Source organism: Lysinibacillus sp. NPDC097231 (assembly GCF_044761885.1).
Taxonomy (GTDB): Bacteria; Bacillota; Bacilli; order Bacillales_A; family Planococcaceae; genus Lysinibacillus.
In genome coordinates this window covers 1-18,472 of record NZ_JBIWDH010000047.1, presented here as the reverse complement: position 1 = coordinate 18,472, position 18,472 = coordinate 1, and the positions used below count along the sequence as shown (strand labels likewise).

Sequence of the window (18,472 nt, the reverse complement as noted above, 5' to 3'; positions counted from 1 at the left end):
CTCCGTTAGTTGGCAATTATACCTCTACTTTTTGAATTTCTGATTGAGCAGGCTGTTTATTTTGAGCTTCTGATTCAGCAGCTCGTTGTTCATTCTGCTTTGCCATTCGGTTTGCCATCGAGATAAATGGTAAGTAAATACATACAGCAACAACAAGTAAAACAATACTAAGTACAGCTCCACGCCAAGATACAGTTGCTAGGTATCCACTTATAATTGGTGGCGTTGTCCATGGTGGTGAAACTGTAGCCGCTGGTACCCAGCCCCATTTCGTTGCAAAGAAAGCGATAGTTACGTTAATCATTGGTGTCAAAATAAACGGTACAAATAAAACTGGATTTAATACGATAGGTAACCCAAATAGTAATGGTTCATTAATATTGAAAAGCCCTGGTGCTGCTGACAATTTTCCAACAGTACTATATTGCTTATTCTTTCTAGCGAAAATAAATATAGCAATAACAAGTGCAATTGTCGTACCAGACCCACCCATATTGATGAAGGCATCAAAGAATGGTTTATTGACAATATATGGTGCTACCTCTCCTGCTGAAATAGCCTTTACATTCTCAGCAATCGCTGGCAGATTAATCGTTTGCATAAACGGTTCGATGATATTAGCACCGTGAACACCCAGTGTCCATAAAAACGTAGGAACAAATGCTAAAATTAATGCTGCAAGCCAAGTATTCGTTAAGCCCATAAATGGCTCTTGAATTGCGGAATAGAATGATCCAACAATATCAGGAATATCGAAACCTGCCGAAATGATTGTACGAACTAGCGCAAATAATCCGATTGTAATAATTGCAGGTAGTAACGCCGCAAATGATTTAGAAACAGCCGGCGGTACACCATTAGGCATTTTTATTAGTAGCTTCGGATTGCCTATCAATCTACAAAATACTTCCGTGGAGAGTAGAGAAATAATAATAGCTATAAAAATACCACCTGTACCAGTTGTTAAGCCTGTTAAGCCACCTTCACCAAAGGTACCGAATGTCATGTAACCCGAGAGACTGATAACACCAGCAGAAAGTCCATCCTTGTCATAGCCTTTTGCAAGATGATAAGCAATTGAAAAGGCTAATAAAAGCGAGATGATTCCAAATGTTGCTCCCCAAACATTGCCACCCCATTGTGTCCAAGTTTCATGCTTCCAGATGGCATCGAGTGCATTTTGATAAAATTTAATAGGCAAATTATTAACAAGGATTGCGAGTGATCCAAAAATTGTCAATGGCATAATCGTAATAAATCCATCACGAATGGCAACTAAATGACGCTGATTCCCTACTCTAGCAGCGACTGGTACAAATTTTTCCTCTAAAAAACGAAACATTCCATACACTCCCTTTGCTTTTTATTTTGACATCAAAACTTGATGTTATTCCCCTTTGATTCGTTCATATAATTCAATCACTTCCTGCGCTAAATCACGAAACGTTATGGCATTCATTAGATGATCCTGCGCGTGAATTAACAGCATAGAAACTTCTACTTTCTCTCCCCTTGCTTCTTGCGATAGTAAAGCAGTTTGTGAATGGTGGGCTTCAATCAGTGCATCATTGGCTAATTTGATTTTCCCCTTTGCTTCATCAATCTGGCCTTTTTTTGCTAGCTGAATAGCTTCCATACATTCACTTTTCGTATTGCCACTATGCACAATTAGCCCCATAATGGATTCCATTAAAACAGCTTCTTCCATTGCCTAGCCCCCTTAACCAATTAACCTTAATGCCTGCTGCAAGACATTTTCACCATTCATCATCCCGTAATCTGCCATATTAATGACATCAATCGGAAAGTTCATTTCCTTGTATTTAGCTTCAAAAGTCCCCTTTAAGTAGCGAACTTGTGGGCCTAATAAGAGCACATCCGCCATTTTATTGGCTAATACTTTGTCGACTTCACTTTCAGCAATCGCATAAATATCCGCCTCAATATTTTGTTCCTGAGCAGCTTTTTGCATCTTCGACACTAGTAAACTAGTACTCATGCCTGCCACACACACTAGCATAATGTTCCTCATCATCAACACTCCTTTTCATGACTAAGTTCTTCTTTCTTACGAACTTAATTTCGTTATTTTCTTACTATGAAATCGCTTTCTTAAATTGAGAATAGCACCAATTGGTATATACCACAATATGCCTTTTACGCCATTTACTTCCTTTACAAAAGATTTTAAAAACTGGGCTACATCTTTTTCATAGTCTAATAAAAGGTTTTGCTCAACTGGTATAGTCCAGAAAAAAATTCAAAAAATTTTTACTTTCTAAGCCTACAATAAAATACTTATCCTTATCTGCTCCATCACGTGACTTGATTAACATAGGTAAGCACTTAAAAATACTCATAGAAGGAGGGTTTAGTAGTAGGCAATGCACGCTGCCATCGTGTAATATGCTCAACAGACAACTGTTTATTTGCATACAAGACCGCATTCTTGACAGAAAGATAGCCAACCATCATCGCTGAAAAAATATTAATTGGTAATGCTAACATATGCATTTCAGGAATAGAATTTGTCTCTAATACAGTGACATTTCCATTTTTATTTATTTTATATACATGTTCATTCCATTCACAAAATGCATCCTCAATACGCAAATACAGTGGCTCCTGAATATCTCCCCACTGATACTGCTGCATAAAAAGGAAAACATCTACAATTCTTACCATCACATCCTGAACGACTTCCCTTTTAAACTGTGGTTCTTGAAAATGGAAGCCAAAATGATGGTCGTTAGAAGTAACGCCCTTAATGCTACTTACGCTCGCAGCATGTGACGTGATAAAACGCCATATTGCTTGTTCTGCTTGTAGATCTTCAGCTATAAAATCATGTAGCTCAAACGTTTCATCCTGAATGGTATAACGAATGTAGCCTGCAATTTTGTCGGACCTAAAATATGCCGCAAAATGACTGTCTGGCATCCTTCTTTCGATTCTTTTCCACCAAGCATCATCTCGTAAAATACTTCCATTCTGGATGAGTGCCTGTGCATTATGAAAATCCTTAATTCCCTGAAAAAGGGCATGATCTGGCCATTCAAAGCTCATTCGTTTTACTATATCCAGTTGCTTTCCAAAAGAGGGAAACACCATTTGTGGAATGGTGTAATGAAGCTTCTCAAAAAACAATTCCCAGCCAAAATAACGATAAAACGAGATAGAAAATGGCGCTAAAACAGAAATGGTTTGGCTGTTTTCTCGCATTATTTTCAGCGCCTCGGTCATTAGCTTTTTGATAATTCCCTGCTGGCGATACTCAGGATAGGTTGCTACAAAGCCAATCCCACCCATGTCATAATTCTCACCATGCACTGTCATATTAAGAGGTAATATTAATAGCTGACCGACTACTTTATTTTCATCATAGGCTCCTAATGTCGTGCTCTGTTCAATCCAATAGTGAAAATCCTCGCGGCGGGCACCTGAATACTTATTAGGGAAACAATAGTCTCTTAGCTGATGTACCTGTATATAATCGTTTGGTGGAACTATTTTTATTTCCATCTATAACTCACCCCTTAATACTGAATATTCTTAAAATTAAAGACAGGCTGATGAAATACTTTTTCATATATTCCTCTGCCTAATCTTCATCTAAATGCAAATATTTCAGTACTCCTCACCAATTCCTTTAGTAACAATTACTTCCGTTACTGTTTGAAAAAGCTTATCAGCATCAGGTCCTTCTGCTGAAATTTCTACAATGCTTCCTGTTACTATTCCCTGTGCCATAACGCCCATAATTGATTTTAAATTGATGGACTTCCCATTATAGTTTAATTGCACATCAGACTCGAATGGTGTTACAGCAGTTACGAGTAACGCTGATGGTCTAGCATGTAGTCCTTCTGGCGTCGTTATTTTATACGTTTTCTTCATAGATATCCCCCCTCTTTTTTATTTAAAGTTAATACGATGTCGATAGTAAGCAACCATCGCTTCATTATGAGACAAATCTGATTCAACATTATTGCTTTCAAACACAGGTAAGACTTTTTCAGAGCCCGCCAAACATTCAATGACTTCACTGAATAATGTATTTAAAATAACTGAACCAATAACGGTAGAGGCCGGTCCATACTTTATCTCATTGTGACGTAGTAAACCATCTCCTACTGGTATATGCGAATTGATCACTATATCTACTACTTCCTCTAAACGCCTTCCACTTTGATGACGCGTAGACTGTTCACAATAAGCAAGGGATTGCAAAGACATAACAAGTATCCCAGACTCTTTCGCTAAAAATGCTGCATCTATTGGTGCTTGATTCCTCCCAGAAGTTGAAATAATAATACATACATCATTTTCATGGAAATCAAATTGATCCTTATGACGTTTAATTATTGTCGGGTCCTTCTCGTTATCAGATGATGTCAATGCCCCTGCATGTAATGTTAAAGGTTCAATAATTATAGGTCGTACAGGCACAAGCCCTCCCGCACGATAATATCCATCCTGTGCTAAAAGATGAGAATGGCCACAACCAAATAATTGAACAATCCCACCACGTTGAAGTCGTTGCACAATTAATTGGGCGGCTTTTTGTATCTCTGGATATTCCTTCTCCTGTACGATCTCTATTAACTTTTGTATTTCTTGAAAATATTCATGCATAGGATCACCTTTTAATTTCACTAATGAATTTGTATCGATCGGCTCGATAAGTACTACGCACAAGCTCAAATGGGGACCCATCTGATAAATAACTTGTACGTTTAATTATTAAAACAGGTGCAGTATGATTAATTTGCAGAAATTTACTATCTTCTTTTGAAACAATAGCTGCCTCCATCTGTTGAATTGCATTTCCAATCTTTTGATGGAATTTGGCTTCAATCAAGGCATATAATGACCCCATAATTTTCTTTTCATCTAATTCGGGATATACTTTTACTGGAATATACGTTCTTTCGATTGCCATTGGCTTGGAATCCGCATTACGAATTCGTACAACAAAGAATACCTCTTCGCCAGGCTCTAACATTAAATCACCTGCCACATCGACTGGAGGTACAATTTTTTCAAAGCGTACGACCCTACTGCTTGGCTCCATCCCTCTAGCCCGCATATCCTCTGTGAAACTCGTTAGTCCCTTTAATGGTTGCTCTAATTTTGGATTTGCTACATACGTGCCTCTTCCTTTTTCACGATACAGCAAACCGCTATTTACTAAATTAGTGATTGATTGACGAACAGTCATTCTACTAACATCAAACTGCGTAGAAAGCTCTCGTTCAGAAGGTATATTCTCACCGATTTTGTATTCTTCTAAATAAATACGCTGTTTAATAATCTCTTCTATTTGTATATAGATAGGTATATGAGAATTTTTATCTAACAAGTGTTGCACCATCCTTATCGCCTCTTTACTTTCATTTCTCAAATACAACTTTACCTCGACAAATAGTTTTTTGTACATTTAAATTTTGATCAAGTAGCACAAAATCTGCATCAAAACCTTCTGCAATACGACCTTTAGTTGTCAGTTGTAATTGCTCGGCAGCGTTCGTAGAGGACATAGCAACAATATCCTGCAATGAGCAATTTGTGATTGCTTTCATATTTTTCACTGCCTGTTCCATCGTTAACACGCTACCAGCTAGTGCCCCATTGGATAAATGAGCACCATCTTTCGAAACTTGAACGGTTTGGCCACCTAAATCATAATCACCGTATTGTAAGCCTTTCGCTCGCATCGCATCGGTAATTAAAATAATACCATTCGCTCCTTTTATCCGATACGCTAGCTTTACAGACAGAGGATGGCTATGCACGAAATCTGCGATAATTTCAACTTTCACCTTATCCTCCAAAAATACGGCGCCAACGACACCTGGATTGCGATGATGGAAAGGGCGCATTTGGTTATATAAATGCGTAGCCTGCCTTACTCCCATTGCTACTGCCTTATCAACCTCTTCAATCGTTGCATCAGAATGGCCAATAGAAGCAATAATGTCTAAATCTTTCAACGTTTCGATAAACTTAAAGCCACCCTCTACCTCAGGTGCAACTGTCACTTGTTTAATACGTTGCTTACTTATTTTTTGCCAATAAATAATTTGCTCGATGGAAGGCGGAATAATGTATTCCACTGGCTGAGCGCCTGCCCGTTTTTCCGAGACAAATGGCCCTTCCACGTGTATACCTAATAATCTTGCTTCTCCATCACTGTTGTCAAATTGTGCAACATTTGTTAAAGCGCTTTCAATCACTTCTATAGATTGCGTCATTGTAGTGGCAAGGAAACCCGTAACACCTTCTTGCACTAAAGAGCTTGCCATTTGATGTAATGCCTCTTGTGTAGCATCCATGGTATCATGACCAGCAGAGCCATGAATATGCATATCTATATAACCAGGTAGCAATAACCAATTTTCATCTTTTCCATCAATATAGTGCTCTGCGCTATCAAATAATTCGTGGCTTATTTTGGCAATTTTACCATTATCAATTAATAAGTCACCCTTAAATGGTATTTCATCATGATTGACTATCGTAACATTAGAAATTAATAGCGTATTCTTCAATTGATCACCCCCTTAACTTTTTTTGAGGAGCTTTGATGAAGTTAATAAGCAGCTATCCATTTCGGTATAGTTGTCTATACCAATTATATGATGCTTTCGCAAAAATAAAAAGTGATTTTTTTATATTTTCAAAATTTTTCTTCAAAATTTATAAGTAGCTCTCTATTTCTATTCATCTTTCGTTATATCAGCTCTTTTATCAAAAATCGATTGAGCAAATTGCTCTTTATACGATGTATATTCATTAATTCCTTTTAAATTGCTGTTAAGGAAATTTAATTTTAACTGTTCATACTGCCTATTAATAGGTTCGTTTGCATATCAATTATGCCGAGGCATAATTGTGTCCGGATTACTAGCTTTTGCATTTGTTTTTTGAATAATTTACCTCAACAAAAAAAGGAGCTATCGCCATGCTCCTTTTGAGAATAGTATAACCTATGTATGGACGAATCCCGATTGTGCCGTAATGCCAAGAAACATTCGTTTTGAACCCGCAATTTGCAGGGGGGTGCCCGCTTTGAAGTGTTAAACGTCCCGCTCCGCATGGGGCTTGTTTGCGACTACAAAATGAAGGCTCCCAATTCTATTATGTTCGGTCAAAACTGTTAAGTAGATTCGGCAGTTAGACAAACACATCAGGATTCGTATTACAGTTATCATAACACCTTATTTCTGATAATTCAAACTATTTTCTTTTAAAAAATATAAATTCTTGCGAAAACGCAAAAAAATACCTAGATTCCCAATAGTTATTGCTAGAGAATCCAGGTATTTAGGAGTGCTTATTATTTTCTAAATGGTTTGATTGCTAGACTTAGCTCGTTCAATTGATCTGGAGAAACAGAACTTGGTGCATTTGTTAATAAGCAGCTTGCACTTGCTGTTTTCGGGAATGCAATTGTATCACGTAAGTTAGTGCGGCCAGCAAGTAGCATTACGAAGCGGTCAAGACCAAATGCAAGACCTCCATGTGGTGGTACACCGTATTCAAATGCTTCTAATAAGTAGCCAAATTGAGCTCTTGCTTCTTCTTCTGTGAAACCAAGTAAATTAAACATTTTTTCTTGTAATTCACGTTCATAAATACGTAATGAACCTCCACCAAGCTCATAACCGTTTAATACGATATCGTATGCTTGGGCACGGACAGCTGCAGGATCAGTTTCCATTAACGAAACATCTTCGTCAAATGGACGTGTGAATGGATGGTGTGCTGCTTTATAGCGACCATCTTCTTCAGAGTACTCTAATAATGGCCAATCTGTAATCCATAGGAATGCAAATTGTGATTCATCTATTAAGCCTAAGTCTTGACCTAGTTTCGTACGAAGTGCACCTAAAGAAGCTGCTACCACAGACGCTTTATCAGCTACAAATACTAAAATATCGCCAACTTCAGCTTTCATACGTTCAATTAATGCTGTAGCTAATGCTTCGTCAAAGAATTTCGCAATCGGGCCATTTAAGCCTTCTTCTGTTACCTTCAACCAAGCAAGTCCTTTTGCTCCGTAAATACCAACAAATTTTGTTAGCTCGTCCATGTCCTTACGAGAGTATTTATCTGCTGCACCTTTAATGTTGATACTCTTTACTTGCTTTCCTTGTGCTACTGTATCAGCAAATACTTTGAAATCGCAGCCATCGAAAATGTCATTCAAATCAACTAGCTCTAAACCGAAACGCACGTCCGGTTTATCAGAACCGTAACGATCCATTGCTTCTTGATATTTCATGCGTTGGAAAGGAGCATGAATATCAATACCTTTTACTTCTTTCATAACTGCTTGGATTAAGCGTTCGTTCATTTCTATAATTTCTTCTTGCGTTAAAAAGCTTGTTTCAATATCAACTTGTGTAAACTCTGGTTGACGGTCAGCACGTAAGTCTTCATCACGGAAACAACGTGCAATTTGGAAGTATTTTTCGAAACCTGACACCATTAATAATTGCTTAAATAGCTGTGGTGATTGTGGCAATGCATAAAACTCACCTTCATGAACACGTGATGGTACTAAATAGTCACGAGCTCCTTCTGGAGATGATTTCGTTAAAATCGGTGTCTCCACTTCTAAGAAGCCTTCATTTTGTAAGAAGTTTCGAATTGTACGAGTAACGTCAGAACGCATTTTGAATGTATCAAACATAACAGGACGACGCAAATCAAGATAACGATACTTTAAACGTAAATCTTCGGATACGTCCGTGCGATCTTCAATTTGGAATGGTGTTGTTTTTGCTGTATTAATTACGATTAATTGTGTTGCTTCTACCTCAATTTTACCGTTCGGTACATTTGGGTTGATTTGATCTTCTGCGCGAAGGATAACTGTCCCTTCCACTTCGATTACGTACTCACTACGCACTTTATCGGCTAAAGCATGTGCTTCTGCTACATCAGGGCTAAACACTACTTGTGTAATTCCAGTACGGTCACGTAAATCAATGAAAATTAAACCACCTAGGTCGCGACGACGTTGTACCCAACCTTTTAATACAACTTTTTCGCCTTGTAATGCTTCTGAAAGTTCGTTACTAGCATGTGTTCTTGTTGCCATTTATTTAATTCCTCCAAAATTTATTTGGCTCATCACCATAACTTAGGGTTGATTTCCACCTGACATACGTTTTTACAAAATGTCATCCCTTACTTTTGATAATGGACCATTTATTTTACTTATGTAGCATACATGTCCTACTAAGTAGAATTGATGCCAAGGAAAATTAGATATCTGCTCTTTGTTAAGATGAATTATCTGTCCAAAATGACGTTTGAATCATTTGGACAGATATCCTATATTGGTATCAATTTAACAATTCGTTTATTGTTTTAATAGATAGTTTACTAATTCTGAGAAATCGACTTTTTGCTGTTCACCTGATTCCATATGTTTAACAGTAGCTGCTTGCTCTTCAAGCTCAGTTTCACCTAAAACAATCGTATACTTTGCACCTAAACGGTCTGCTGATTTCATTTGGGCCTTCATTTTACGATCTAAATAATCCATCTCCGTAGCAATGCCCTTTGCACGGAAAGTGCTTGTTAATTCTACTGCTTTAAGTTTCGCTTCATCGCCCATCGCAATCATATACACATCGAGTCCTGATGCAGTGTCTAATTCAACACCTTCAGCTTCAAGCGCAAGCAACAAGCGTTCAATACTTAAGGCAAAGCCGATTCCTGGTACATCTGGACCACCAATTTCTTGAACAAGGCCATTATAGCGACCACCACCACACAGTGTTGTAATGGCACCGAAGCCTGAAGCTGTTGACATAATTTCAAATGTCGTATGGTTGTAATAATCAAGACCTCTCACAAGATTCGGATCGACCTCATACGTAATCCCTAGTGTATCTAGATACGATTTAACTTGAGCAAAATATGCTGCGGATTCCTCTGTTAGGAATTCAGTTAACGCAGGCGCAGATTTCATTAGTGGATGCTCACGGTCTACCTTACAGTCTAAAATGCGCAATGGATTTTTCTGCAAACGATTTTGGCAATCCGAACAAAACTCATGAATATGTGGTTCAAAGTGTTCTAACAGTGCCGTACGGTGTGTATCACGTGTTGTTTTGTCCCCAAGTGAATTGATGACTAATTTTAAATCCTTTAAGCCCGCTGATTCATAGACATCCATTGCTAGTGCTATTACTTCAGCATCAATAGCTGGATCAGCTGAACCAATTGCTTCTACGCCAAATTGAACAAATTGACGATAGCGTCCAGCTTGTTGACGTTCATAACGGAACATTGGCCCTAAATATGAAAGCTTTACAGGTTGATCAGGTGCACCGAACATTTTATGTTCAACATAAGCGCGAACTACACCAGCTGTATTCTCAGGACGTAATGTTAACGAGCGACCACCACGATCCTCAAATGTATACATTTCTTTTTGAACAACATCCGTTGTTTCACCAACACCACGTGCAAATAAATCTGTTTGCTCAAAAATTGGTGTACGAATTTCGTTATAACGATAAACACGACAAATATCACGGATAATCGCTTCTACCTTCTGCCATTTTTCTGATTGACCAGGCAAAATGTCTTGTGTTCCTCGTGGCACTTTAAAACTCATTTAAATACCTCCTTTATAGATTGCTTATGAACGAGTTTCTGGATTTTCCTCACAGTATTGTGTGGACACAACTTATTTTTGTCAAATAAAAAAGCCCCCGCCACCTTGCATATTGCAAGGGACGAGAGCTGTATAAGCTTCCGCGGTTCCACCCTAGTTGACACAATTCATTACCTGTGTCCTCCTCGTAATCGGATAACGGCCGATTCCGTTTTTTCCTACTAAGTATTACTTTTCAGAAAAAAGCCTCTCAAGTGTTGTTCGCATTATACATTTTTGTAGGAAAGATTGCAGCCTAGGTCTTTCCCTCTCTTCTCCAATAGAGGTATATGCTACTTGCTTGGTCATAAGCGATTAATCATTTTTTGATTACCCTTTATGTTAGTCACAACGAAAGACAATGTCAACTATTTTTGTATTTTTCACGAAACAGTTGTTAAAATAACGAATTCCATTACCTTTTTCCCACGAATTCTATTACAAAAGCATGGTAAAATAGCACAAGGAATAGGAGGAATCTGATGAGAGCAAAACTTTTACATAGTATAATCATCTTCGTACTAGTGTTAACGATGGCTATTCCAAGTAAGAACCATGTTCAAAGGGCACTAGCCGACTCCAGCGATTTAAAAGTAACTGGATCGATTCTTCATTTACGCGAGGGACCTGGTCTGTCTTATCCAATCATTACTACTTTAGAAGAAGGTGATCCATTAACTTCTATTAGTCGTGAAGGTGACTGGATTCAAGTAAAAACAGGCAATTACGAAGGTTGGGTAGCATCTTGGTTAACGGCTCCTACAAATGCTAAACAAACGATTGATAAAACTGTCATTTCACAAGTCGATCGTCTTAATATTCGTACCGAACCTGATATTTCTTCAGCAGTTCTTGGGCAATTATCAACAGGTAATCAGGCAAATCTTATAGAAGAAAATGGCGAATGGGCGAAAATAGATTGGAATGGGCTAGTTGGTTGGGTATCCACAGACTATGTTACAATTAATGACGTAACTAAAAAAGAGACTAATACTAAAGAACCTGTAGTTGAGGTATCAACAAAAAATGTGAACAAAGATACAACATTTACAGTGTTAGTCGATGAGCTTAATGTTCGTAAAAAACCAGATTTAAATACTAAAAAAATAGGTACCGTTTCAAAAGGGCAAGCCTTTAAAGTGCTGGCACAAGAGCATAACTGGGTACAAATTCAATACAACGATAAAAAAGCAGGCTGGGTTTATAGCTTTTATGGTACTTTTTCGAATAAAGAAAAAGCCACATCAAAATCTTCTTCCTCCACTGAGCTTGAAGAAGTCACAATCATTTATAATGGGACAAACCTTCGGACCGATGCTACAACAGCTGCTGATGTTGTTGAACGTGTGGATGCTGGTAAAACGTACCCTATTGTCGGTGCTAAAGATGACTTTTATGAAATACAATTAGATAACAAAACCGCTTTTGTTGCGAACTGGGTCGTTACTACTTCCTCAAACAAAGCTGTGACAACTACAAAGGAAAAATCTGAGCCTCGTAAAAAAGGCACCTTAAATGGACTGACAATTGTTGTAGATCCTGGACATGGTGGAAATGATCATGGTACTTCTGGACAACGTGGAACTGATGAGAAGGAAATAACCTTGAAAACAGCCTCTCTTCTCGCTTCAAAGTTGAGTGCAGCTGGTGCAAATGTTGTCATGACAAGAGAATCAGATGAATATGTAGCACTTCGCAAACGTGTATCAATTGCGCACCAGCATGAGGCGGATGCTTTTATCAGTATTCATTATGATGCAACAGATGATAGCTCCATAAATGGCTTTACCTCTTATTATATGAACAGTAATCAAAAGGGCATTGCTGAGGCAATCCATGACGGACTTTCCAGTAAAATGGATTTAAGGGATCGTGGTACTCAACAAGGTAATTATTTAGTGCTACGAGAAAATCGTCAAAAAGCTGTCCTCATTGAGCTAGGCTTCTTAAGTAATGCTAGTGAGGAACGAGTTATTTCAACAGCAAAATTCCGAGAACAAGCTACTCTAGGTATTTATCAAGGTATTTTAAATTACTTTAATGAAAACCAATAAAGTGAAACTTAATCAGTGGGGATTTCCTTCATCCCACTGATTGTTGTAGAGGAACACAAGTTAAGTACTCCGCATCCTGCGAAAAACGCTTGTGTGACCAACATCGTGTTGGCCTCAATCGGGTGTTTACGGACAGTTCATCTATCATCTAACTTCTTTGCTTTCGCTGAATTTTGAAGTGTGATAAATTACTGTCCGTTAATGTGGGGTAAATCACCGTTTATATAAACTAAAATAAGCTGCGAAGAAAATAAAATTTCCCTCGCAGCTTTTTACTATTATCGTGAAATATCGGTTAAAACAAAAGCCATATTACATGATAAGGAGGTCCTTATGTGCTCATTTATAGTTTGTTGCCATAGTTACCCATACAATCTCCTCCATACGGATAAAGAAAGGTGTACGGCTAACCTCTACAACGATATGGTCAGGTAAAACAGAGGCCAATAAACCTTGCTGAATACTTTTTTCCGTTTGCACTACAATTGCCTGACCAATCATCATATTAAGAGTTTCATATAAATAAGGATTCGAAATGCTTCCCATTTGTGTCATCTTCAAGACACTTCCTTCCAACAAAACTAACCATACTTTTTAGTGTATGAAGGAATTTTAGGAAATGTACCATTATCTAGATTCAAGAAGTATTGTTACCGGGCCATCATTCGTAAGCGCAACGTCCATCATTGCACCAAATATACCTGTCTCCACTTGTAAACCGTGTTCACGTAAGGCATTATTAAATGCCTCCCATAATGGTTCCGCAACTTCTGGTCTTGCTGCACTCGTAAAACTTGGACGATTCCCCTTTTTTGTATCCCCATACAATGTAAATTGCGAGACGGATAAAATAGCCCCTCCATGCTCTAAAATGGAATGATTCATTTTTCCATTAGCGTCTTCCCAAAGGCGGAGATTAACTACTTTTTTCGCTAAATATTCAACATCCTCTTGCGTGTCCTCATGTGTAATACCAACTAGAAGAACATAGCCGCCATCAATAGCACCTGTTACTTTACCGTCAACAGTAACAGAGGCTGCTTGACTTCTTTGTAAAACAACTTTCATTCTTGAAAACCTCAATTCTATTAGTGCATGCACCAGAATTTTTACTTTCTGGACATAACAAAATTGCTACTACCCGACTTTACATCCACAATGACATCATTTAGTTAATAACACGTTGTACAGAATATATATCAGGTGTTTGTTTAATACGCTCTACTACTTTATGCAAATGCGAAATATTTGAAATGGAAATCGTTAAATGAATCGTTGCTATTTTATCGCGATCTGCACGCCCACTCACAGCTAAAATATTCGTTTTCGTTTCGCTAACAATTTGCATGACTTCATTTAAAATGCCTGGTCTATCGAAGGCAGAAACTTCAATATCGACAGGGTATTCTTTTTTCTCAGGAGTAAGTCCGTGTTCCCATTCAACTTCGATTAAACGCTCCTGCTCATCATCAATTTGAATATTCGGACAGTCTGCACGGTGCACTGAAACACCTCTCCCCTTCGTAATGAAGCCTACAATATCATCCCCAGGAACTGGCGTACAACAACGTGAAAGTCGAATCAACATATTGTCGATACCTTTAACAATAACACCCGATTCTGTTCGTTTTTGCGGAATAGCGTTTTTCATTTTTTGTTCAATTTTCTCGAGTGCTTCTTCCTGTTCACGCTCTTTGCGACGTTTTTCGGCTAGACGATTAACCACTTGCTGCGCTGTAATCCCATTTACACCAACAGCTGCATATAAATCTTCTTCATTTGTGTAATTAAATTTATCACAAACACGTTTCAGATTTTCCGCTGCCATTGTTTCTTTCAAGTCATAATCTTGTGCACGGATTTCCTTTTCAATCATCTCTTTACCTTTGATGATATTTTCCTCACGAAGATGACGTTTGAAAAACTGCTTTATCTTATTTTTCGCCTGTGAGGATTGGGCTAGTTTTAACCAATCTCGGCTCGGCCCAAATGATTGCTTAGAAGTTAAAATTTCAATAATATCTCCCGTTTTCAACGGTGTATCAAGTGGTACCATTTTACCATTAATTTTCGCGCCAATTGTACGATTTCCGACTTCTGAGTGCACACGGTATGCGAAGTCGATAGGTACAGAGCCTGCTGGTAATTCAATGACATCTCCTTCTGGCGTGAATACATAGACCATATCAGAGAATAAATCAAATTTTAACGATTCCATAAATTCCTCAGCATTTGAAGACTCATTTTGGAATTCTAAAATTTCTCGGAACCACGTTAATTTTTGGTCGACATTTTGTTTTTGGTGATCAATCTTTCTGCCTTCCTTATACGCCCAATGCGCGGCAATCCCGTACTCTGCAATTTTATGCATATCCTTCGTACGAATTTGCACTTCTAATGGGTCACCATAAGGACCAATAACGGTAGTATGCAGTGATTGATAAAAGTTTTGTTTTGGCATCGCTATATAATCTTTGAAACGTCCTGGCATTGGCTTCCATAATGTATGCACGATTCCTAGAACGGCATAGCAATCTTTAATACTATCTACAAGTACACGAATGGCTAATAAATCATAAATTTCATTAAATTGTTTTTTTTGTAACACCATTTTACGGTAGATACTATAAATGTGTTTTGGACGACCATAAACATCTGCGTCAATTTCGACTTCTGTAAGCTGTGACTTCATCTCAGCCATAACATTGTCTAAATAGGCTTCACGTTCATCACGCTTTTTCTTCATTAGACTGACAATACGATAGTATTGCTGTGGATTTAAATAACGAAGTGCTGTATCCTCAAGTTCCCATTTAACAGTCGAAATCCCTAGACGATGCGCAAGTGGTGCAAAAATTTCAAGCGTCTCTTTGGAAATGCGGCGTTGTTTTTCAGCAGGCAAGTGCTTTAACGTACGCATATTGTGCAGACGGTCTGCTAGTTTAATCAAAATGACTCGAATATCCTGTGCCATAGCCACAAACATTTTACGATGATTTTCCGCTTGTTGCGCTTCTTTCGATAAATATTTAATTTTGCCAAGTTTTGTCACACCGTCTACAAGCATTGCAACCTCTTCGCCGAATTCACGTACCAAATCGTCGCGCGTAAAATCCGTGTCCTCTACAACATCATGTAAAAAACCAGCCGCGACAGTCTCAGGGTCCATTTGTAATTCAGCTAAAATACCAGCCACTTGCACTGGGTGAATAATATACGGTTCACCTGAGCTTCGGAATTGCTCAATATGGGCATCCCTTGCTAATTCATATGCTTTTTTCACGAATGCGACATTTTCATCATTCATGTAGGATTTGACTAACTCAAAAACGTCCTCGGGAGTCAAAATTTGCTCTTTCGCCATAACATGTCCACCTTGCTCGTCAAATTTTTCAGATTAGATATAAATTTAATTGTATAAAATATTGTAGGCTATTGTAAAGCGACTGTATCATTTTGTTTAGTTAAACTCGTGAACAACGCGAAAAACGGAAAAAATATCCTCTGAAATGAATAAAAAGACCCTTTGCGATTCACTATATCGCAAAGAGTCTTTCTTCTCGTATAATTGTTTAGCTTAATTTATTATACGCTACAGCAATTTTTGCACCAACTACAGCATTATGCTTTACTAATGCAATGTTGGCATCAAGGCTTTTACCATCTGTTAATTCTTTCACTTTTCCAAGTAAGAATGGTGTAACATTTTTGCCTTGAATCCCTTTTTCTTCTGCTTCTACTAAAGCTTTTTCAATGATTTCTGTAATGAATGAGTGTTCAAGAGCTTCAGATTCTGGAATTGGATTCGCAATCACAGCTCCACCTTTTAAGCCTAATTGCCATTTTGCACGAAGCATACCTGCAACTTCCTCTGGTGTATCAAGCTTGAAGTTTACATCAAAACCGCTCTGACGTGTATAGAATGCTGGAAGCTCAGCTGTACCGTATCCAACGACTGGTACACCCTTTGTTTCAAGATACTCTAGTGTTAAACCAATATCTAAAATCGACTTCGCACCCGCACAAATTACAGCTACATCTGTTTGTGCCAATTCTTCTAAATCTGCTGAAATGTCCATTGTAGTTTCAGCACCGCGATGTACGCCACCGATTCCGCCTGTTACGAAAATTTCAATACCAGCTAATTCCGCACAAATCATTGTTGCAGCAACAGTTGTCGCACCTAATTTTTTAGTTGCTAATAGGTAGCCTAAATCACGACGAGATGCTTTAGCCACACCTTGCGCATTGCCAAACATTTGGAGTTCTTCTTCTGATAAACCAATTTTTATTTTACCGTCGATTAAAGCAATAGTGGCTGGAACTGCACCATTATCACGGATAATTTGTTCTACTTCACGTGCTGTTTGTACATTTTGTGGATATGGCATACCGTGAGAAATAATTGTTGATTCTAATGCTACAATTGGTAAACCTTTTGCTTGTCCTGCTTTTACTTCTTCTGATAATACGATGAATTCTTTCATGTTGTTATTCCTCCATTTCACTTTTTAACAAATCAACTGATAGTTCGGGTCTTACTGTATATGGAGATGCAAGTGTATTTTTGGCATTCGTTAATCCTGCGTCTATACTTGTTGCAAAGGATTGTCCAGTAAGCCAGCTATGGATCACTGCACTGACAAAGGCGTCTCCGGCACCTGTTACATCCTCAATTTTTTCTATAATCTTAGCTGAGAAATGACTTGGCTTTATAGCAGTTGAAGCTGCATACACACCCTTGCTACCAGCTGTAATAATTACATGCTCAGCACCTAAATTAAGAATTTGTTGTAAAGCCTTTTCATAATGTGCTGAACCTTCGATTGTATGACCAACAATTGTCTCCGCTTCATCTGTGTTACAAATAAACCACGTTACACCTTGTAATGTATCCGGTAGTCTGTTCATTTTTGGTGAAGATACCGGTACGATGACGAATGGAATTTCACGGGCAATAGCCACCTGCTGAATATAAGCTACAGTTTCTTTTGGGCAGTTTAAGTCCATAATAAAGCAGCCTGCATTCATCAACATTGCCTCATGTTTTTTTAGCAGGTTTGGCAACAACAGGTCATATACCTCCATATTTGCCACTGCTAGTGCTAGCTCGCCCTGCTCATCCATAACCGCAGTATAGGAACCAGTCGAAGCGTCAGGTAGTTGCTCTACATAACGCAAATTCATAAATGGCTCTGACGCTTCTTGGATTACTTGCCAATCAGCATCTTTGCCGGCAGTAGTCAGCAATGTTACTTGATGATTTAATCTGCCTAAGTTTTCAGCAATGTTTCGACCAACACCACCTACACTAAATGAAGAGCTAGCAGGATTGGATGTACCGAACTGTACGTTCCCTTTCACATGAAATTTCCGATCTAGATTCGCTCCACCGATACAAATAATTTCATTTTCCTCAGGTAAAATATACGCACGACCGACAATTTTCCCCTGCTTCGTTAAACTCGACACTAGATTTGCAAGCACTGGACGAGACAGTTTCATTTTATCTGCCATCTCTTGCTGAGACATAAACGGATTCTGGCGAATTAATGCAAGTACCGCCTGTTCTCTATCGTTCATAGCATCACCTTTTATTATATTTGTTTACATTATAAACTTTTGTTTGAAGGATGTCAAAAATTTTTCAATCGAGTAGGAGGGGGTGACTAACCCCCGACCTCTCTCACCACCGTACGTACGGATCCGTATACGGCGGTTCAATTAAGATGAATAACGC

General features: G+C 38.3%; 16 protein-coding genes, 1 other RNA gene and 1 other annotated feature. Of the genes, 1 reads left to right on the top strand and 16 read right to left on the bottom strand.

The genetic code is table 11. The features are described from left to right. Positions 1–16: 16 nt before the first annotated feature. From ACIQXF_RS20925 to hisS, 11 genes are all read right to left on the bottom strand, one after another. Positions 17–1,351, bottom strand: a complete 1,335-nt coding sequence (locus ACIQXF_RS20925; protein ID WP_402787089.1) for a PTS sugar transporter subunit IIC — start codon at positions 1,349–1,351, stop codon at positions 17–19. Positions 1,352–1,387: 36 nt separating this feature from the next. Then, the gene (locus ACIQXF_RS20920; RefSeq protein WP_402787086.1) at positions 1,388–1,708 is read right to left on the bottom strand and encodes a PTS lactose/cellobiose transporter subunit IIA; all 321 of its coding nucleotides are present in this window, start codon (positions 1,706–1,708) and stop codon (positions 1,388–1,390) included. A gap of 12 nt (positions 1,709–1,720) precedes the next feature. Further along, positions 1,721–2,032 carry a PTS sugar transporter subunit IIB gene (locus ACIQXF_RS20915; RefSeq protein WP_402787125.1) on the bottom strand — a complete coding sequence of 104 codons (312 nt, stop codon included), beginning with the start codon at positions 2,030–2,032 and terminating at the stop codon, positions 1,721–1,723. Between the two features lie 314 nt (positions 2,033–2,346). Next, the gene (locus tag ACIQXF_RS20910; protein ID WP_402787083.1) at positions 2,347–3,522 is read right to left on the bottom strand and encodes a GNAT family N-acetyltransferase; all 1,176 of its coding nucleotides are present in this window, start codon (positions 3,520–3,522) and stop codon (positions 2,347–2,349) included. Positions 3,523–3,627: 105 nt separating this feature from the next. After that, entirely contained in the window at positions 3,628–3,897 is a 270-nt protein-coding gene (locus ACIQXF_RS20905) for an HPr family phosphocarrier protein (RefSeq protein WP_402787081.1), read from the bottom strand. A gap of 18 nt (positions 3,898–3,915) precedes the next feature. Continuing rightward, positions 3,916–4,635: a sugar isomerase domain-containing protein gene (locus ACIQXF_RS20900; RefSeq protein WP_402787078.1), complete on the bottom strand. Its 720-nt coding sequence runs from the start codon at positions 4,633–4,635 to the stop codon at positions 3,916–3,918. Positions 4,636–4,639: 4 nt separating this feature from the next. Beyond that, complete coding sequence (locus ACIQXF_RS20895) at positions 4,640–5,362, bottom strand: GntR family transcriptional regulator (RefSeq protein WP_402787122.1); 723 nt, start codon at positions 5,360–5,362, stop codon at positions 4,640–4,642. A 31-nt stretch (positions 5,363–5,393) separates the two neighbouring features. Continuing rightward, positions 5,394–6,551, bottom strand: a complete 1,158-nt coding sequence (gene nagA / locus ACIQXF_RS20890) for an N-acetylglucosamine-6-phosphate deacetylase (RefSeq protein WP_402787075.1) — start codon at positions 6,549–6,551, stop codon at positions 5,394–5,396. 448 nt (positions 6,552–6,999) lie between these two features. Continuing rightward, positions 7,000–7,199, bottom strand: a non-coding RNA gene (ssrS, locus tag ACIQXF_RS20885) — 6S RNA. 140 nt (positions 7,200–7,339) lie between these two features. Next, positions 7,340–9,109, bottom strand: a complete 1,770-nt coding sequence (gene aspS / locus ACIQXF_RS20880) for an aspartate--tRNA ligase (protein WP_402787072.1) — start codon at positions 9,107–9,109, stop codon at positions 7,340–7,342. A 264-nt stretch (positions 9,110–9,373) separates the two neighbouring features. Beyond that, positions 9,374–10,639, bottom strand: a complete 1,266-nt coding sequence (gene hisS, locus ACIQXF_RS20875; RefSeq protein ID WP_402787069.1) for a histidine--tRNA ligase — start codon at positions 10,637–10,639, stop codon at positions 9,374–9,376. Between the two features lie 114 nt (positions 10,640–10,753). Continuing rightward, positions 10,754–10,996: a binding site (T-box leader), on the bottom strand. Positions 10,997–11,160: 164 nt separating this feature from the next. Here hisS and ACIQXF_RS20870 point away from each other — a divergent pair. Further along, positions 11,161–12,732: an N-acetylmuramoyl-L-alanine amidase family protein gene (locus ACIQXF_RS20870; protein ID WP_402787066.1), complete on the top strand. Its 1,572-nt coding sequence runs from the start codon at positions 11,161–11,163 to the stop codon at positions 12,730–12,732. A 339-nt stretch (positions 12,733–13,071) separates the two neighbouring features. On the opposite strand, the gene ACIQXF_RS20865 is transcribed toward ACIQXF_RS20870, so the two are convergent. From ACIQXF_RS20865 to ACIQXF_RS20845, 5 genes are all read right to left on the bottom strand, one after another. Further along, positions 13,072–13,287 (bottom strand): DUF2642 domain-containing protein, encoded by a 216-nt coding sequence (locus ACIQXF_RS20865; RefSeq protein ID WP_402787063.1) that lies wholly within the window; start codon positions 13,285–13,287, stop codon positions 13,072–13,074. 72 nt (positions 13,288–13,359) lie between these two features. Further along, positions 13,360–13,800: a D-aminoacyl-tRNA deacylase gene (gene dtd, locus ACIQXF_RS20860; RefSeq protein WP_402787060.1), complete on the bottom strand. Its 441-nt coding sequence runs from the start codon at positions 13,798–13,800 to the stop codon at positions 13,360–13,362. A 100-nt stretch (positions 13,801–13,900) separates the two neighbouring features. Beyond that, positions 13,901–16,096, bottom strand: coding sequence for a RelA/SpoT family protein (locus tag ACIQXF_RS20855; protein ID WP_402787057.1), 2,196 nt, complete (start codon positions 16,094–16,096; stop codon positions 13,901–13,903). 208 nt (positions 16,097–16,304) lie between these two features. Then, on the bottom strand, positions 16,305–17,219 hold the full coding sequence (locus ACIQXF_RS20850) for a pseudouridine-5'-phosphate glycosidase (RefSeq protein WP_402787054.1): 915 nt from the start codon (positions 17,217–17,219) through the stop codon (positions 16,305–16,307). A 4-nt stretch (positions 17,220–17,223) separates the two neighbouring features. Continuing rightward, the gene (locus tag ACIQXF_RS20845; protein ID WP_402787051.1) at positions 17,224–18,315 is read right to left on the bottom strand and encodes a carbohydrate kinase; all 1,092 of its coding nucleotides are present in this window, start codon (positions 18,313–18,315) and stop codon (positions 17,224–17,226) included. Positions 18,316–18,472: the final 157 nt, after the last annotated feature.

Excerpts from the sequence above, each read along its gene's own strand:
- ACIQXF_RS20920 (WP_402787086.1), bottom strand. The coding sequence starts at position 1,708 with ATGGAAGAAGCTGTTTTAATGGAATCCATTATGGGGCTAATTGTGCAT.
- ACIQXF_RS20915 (WP_402787125.1), bottom strand. The coding sequence starts at position 2,032 with ATGAGGAACATTATGCTAGTGTGTGTGGCAGGCATGAGTACTAGTTTA.
- ACIQXF_RS20910 (WP_402787083.1), bottom strand. The coding sequence starts at position 3,522 with ATGGAAATAAAAATAGTTCCACCAAACGATTATATACAGGTACATCAG.
- ACIQXF_RS20905 (WP_402787081.1), bottom strand. The coding sequence starts at position 3,897 with ATGAAGAAAACGTATAAAATAACGACGCCAGAAGGACTACATGCTAGA.
- ACIQXF_RS20900 (WP_402787078.1), bottom strand. The coding sequence starts at position 4,635 with ATGCATGAATATTTTCAAGAAATACAAAAGTTAATAGAGATCGTACAG.
- aspS (WP_402787072.1), bottom strand. The coding sequence starts at position 9,109 with ATGGCAACAAGAACACATGCTAGTAACGAACTTTCAGAAGCATTACAA.
- hisS (WP_402787069.1), bottom strand. The coding sequence starts at position 10,639 with ATGAGTTTTAAAGTGCCACGAGGAACACAAGACATTTTGCCTGGTCAA.
- ACIQXF_RS20870 (WP_402787066.1), top strand. The coding sequence starts at position 11,161 with ATGAGAGCAAAACTTTTACATAGTATAATCATCTTCGTACTAGTGTTA.
- ACIQXF_RS20865 (WP_402787063.1), bottom strand. The coding sequence starts at position 13,287 with ATGACACAAATGGGAAGCATTTCGAATCCTTATTTATATGAAACTCTT.
- dtd (WP_402787060.1), bottom strand. The coding sequence starts at position 13,800 with ATGAAAGTTGTTTTACAAAGAAGTCAAGCAGCCTCTGTTACTGTTGAC.
- ACIQXF_RS20855 (WP_402787057.1), bottom strand. The coding sequence starts at position 16,096 with ATGGCGAAAGAGCAAATTTTGACTCCCGAGGACGTTTTTGAGTTAGTC.
- ACIQXF_RS20850 (WP_402787054.1), bottom strand. The coding sequence starts at position 17,219 with ATGAAAGAATTCATCGTATTATCAGAAGAAGTAAAAGCAGGACAAGCA.
- ACIQXF_RS20845 (WP_402787051.1), bottom strand. The coding sequence starts at position 18,315 with ATGAACGATAGAGAACAGGCGGTACTTGCATTAATTCGCCAGAATCCG.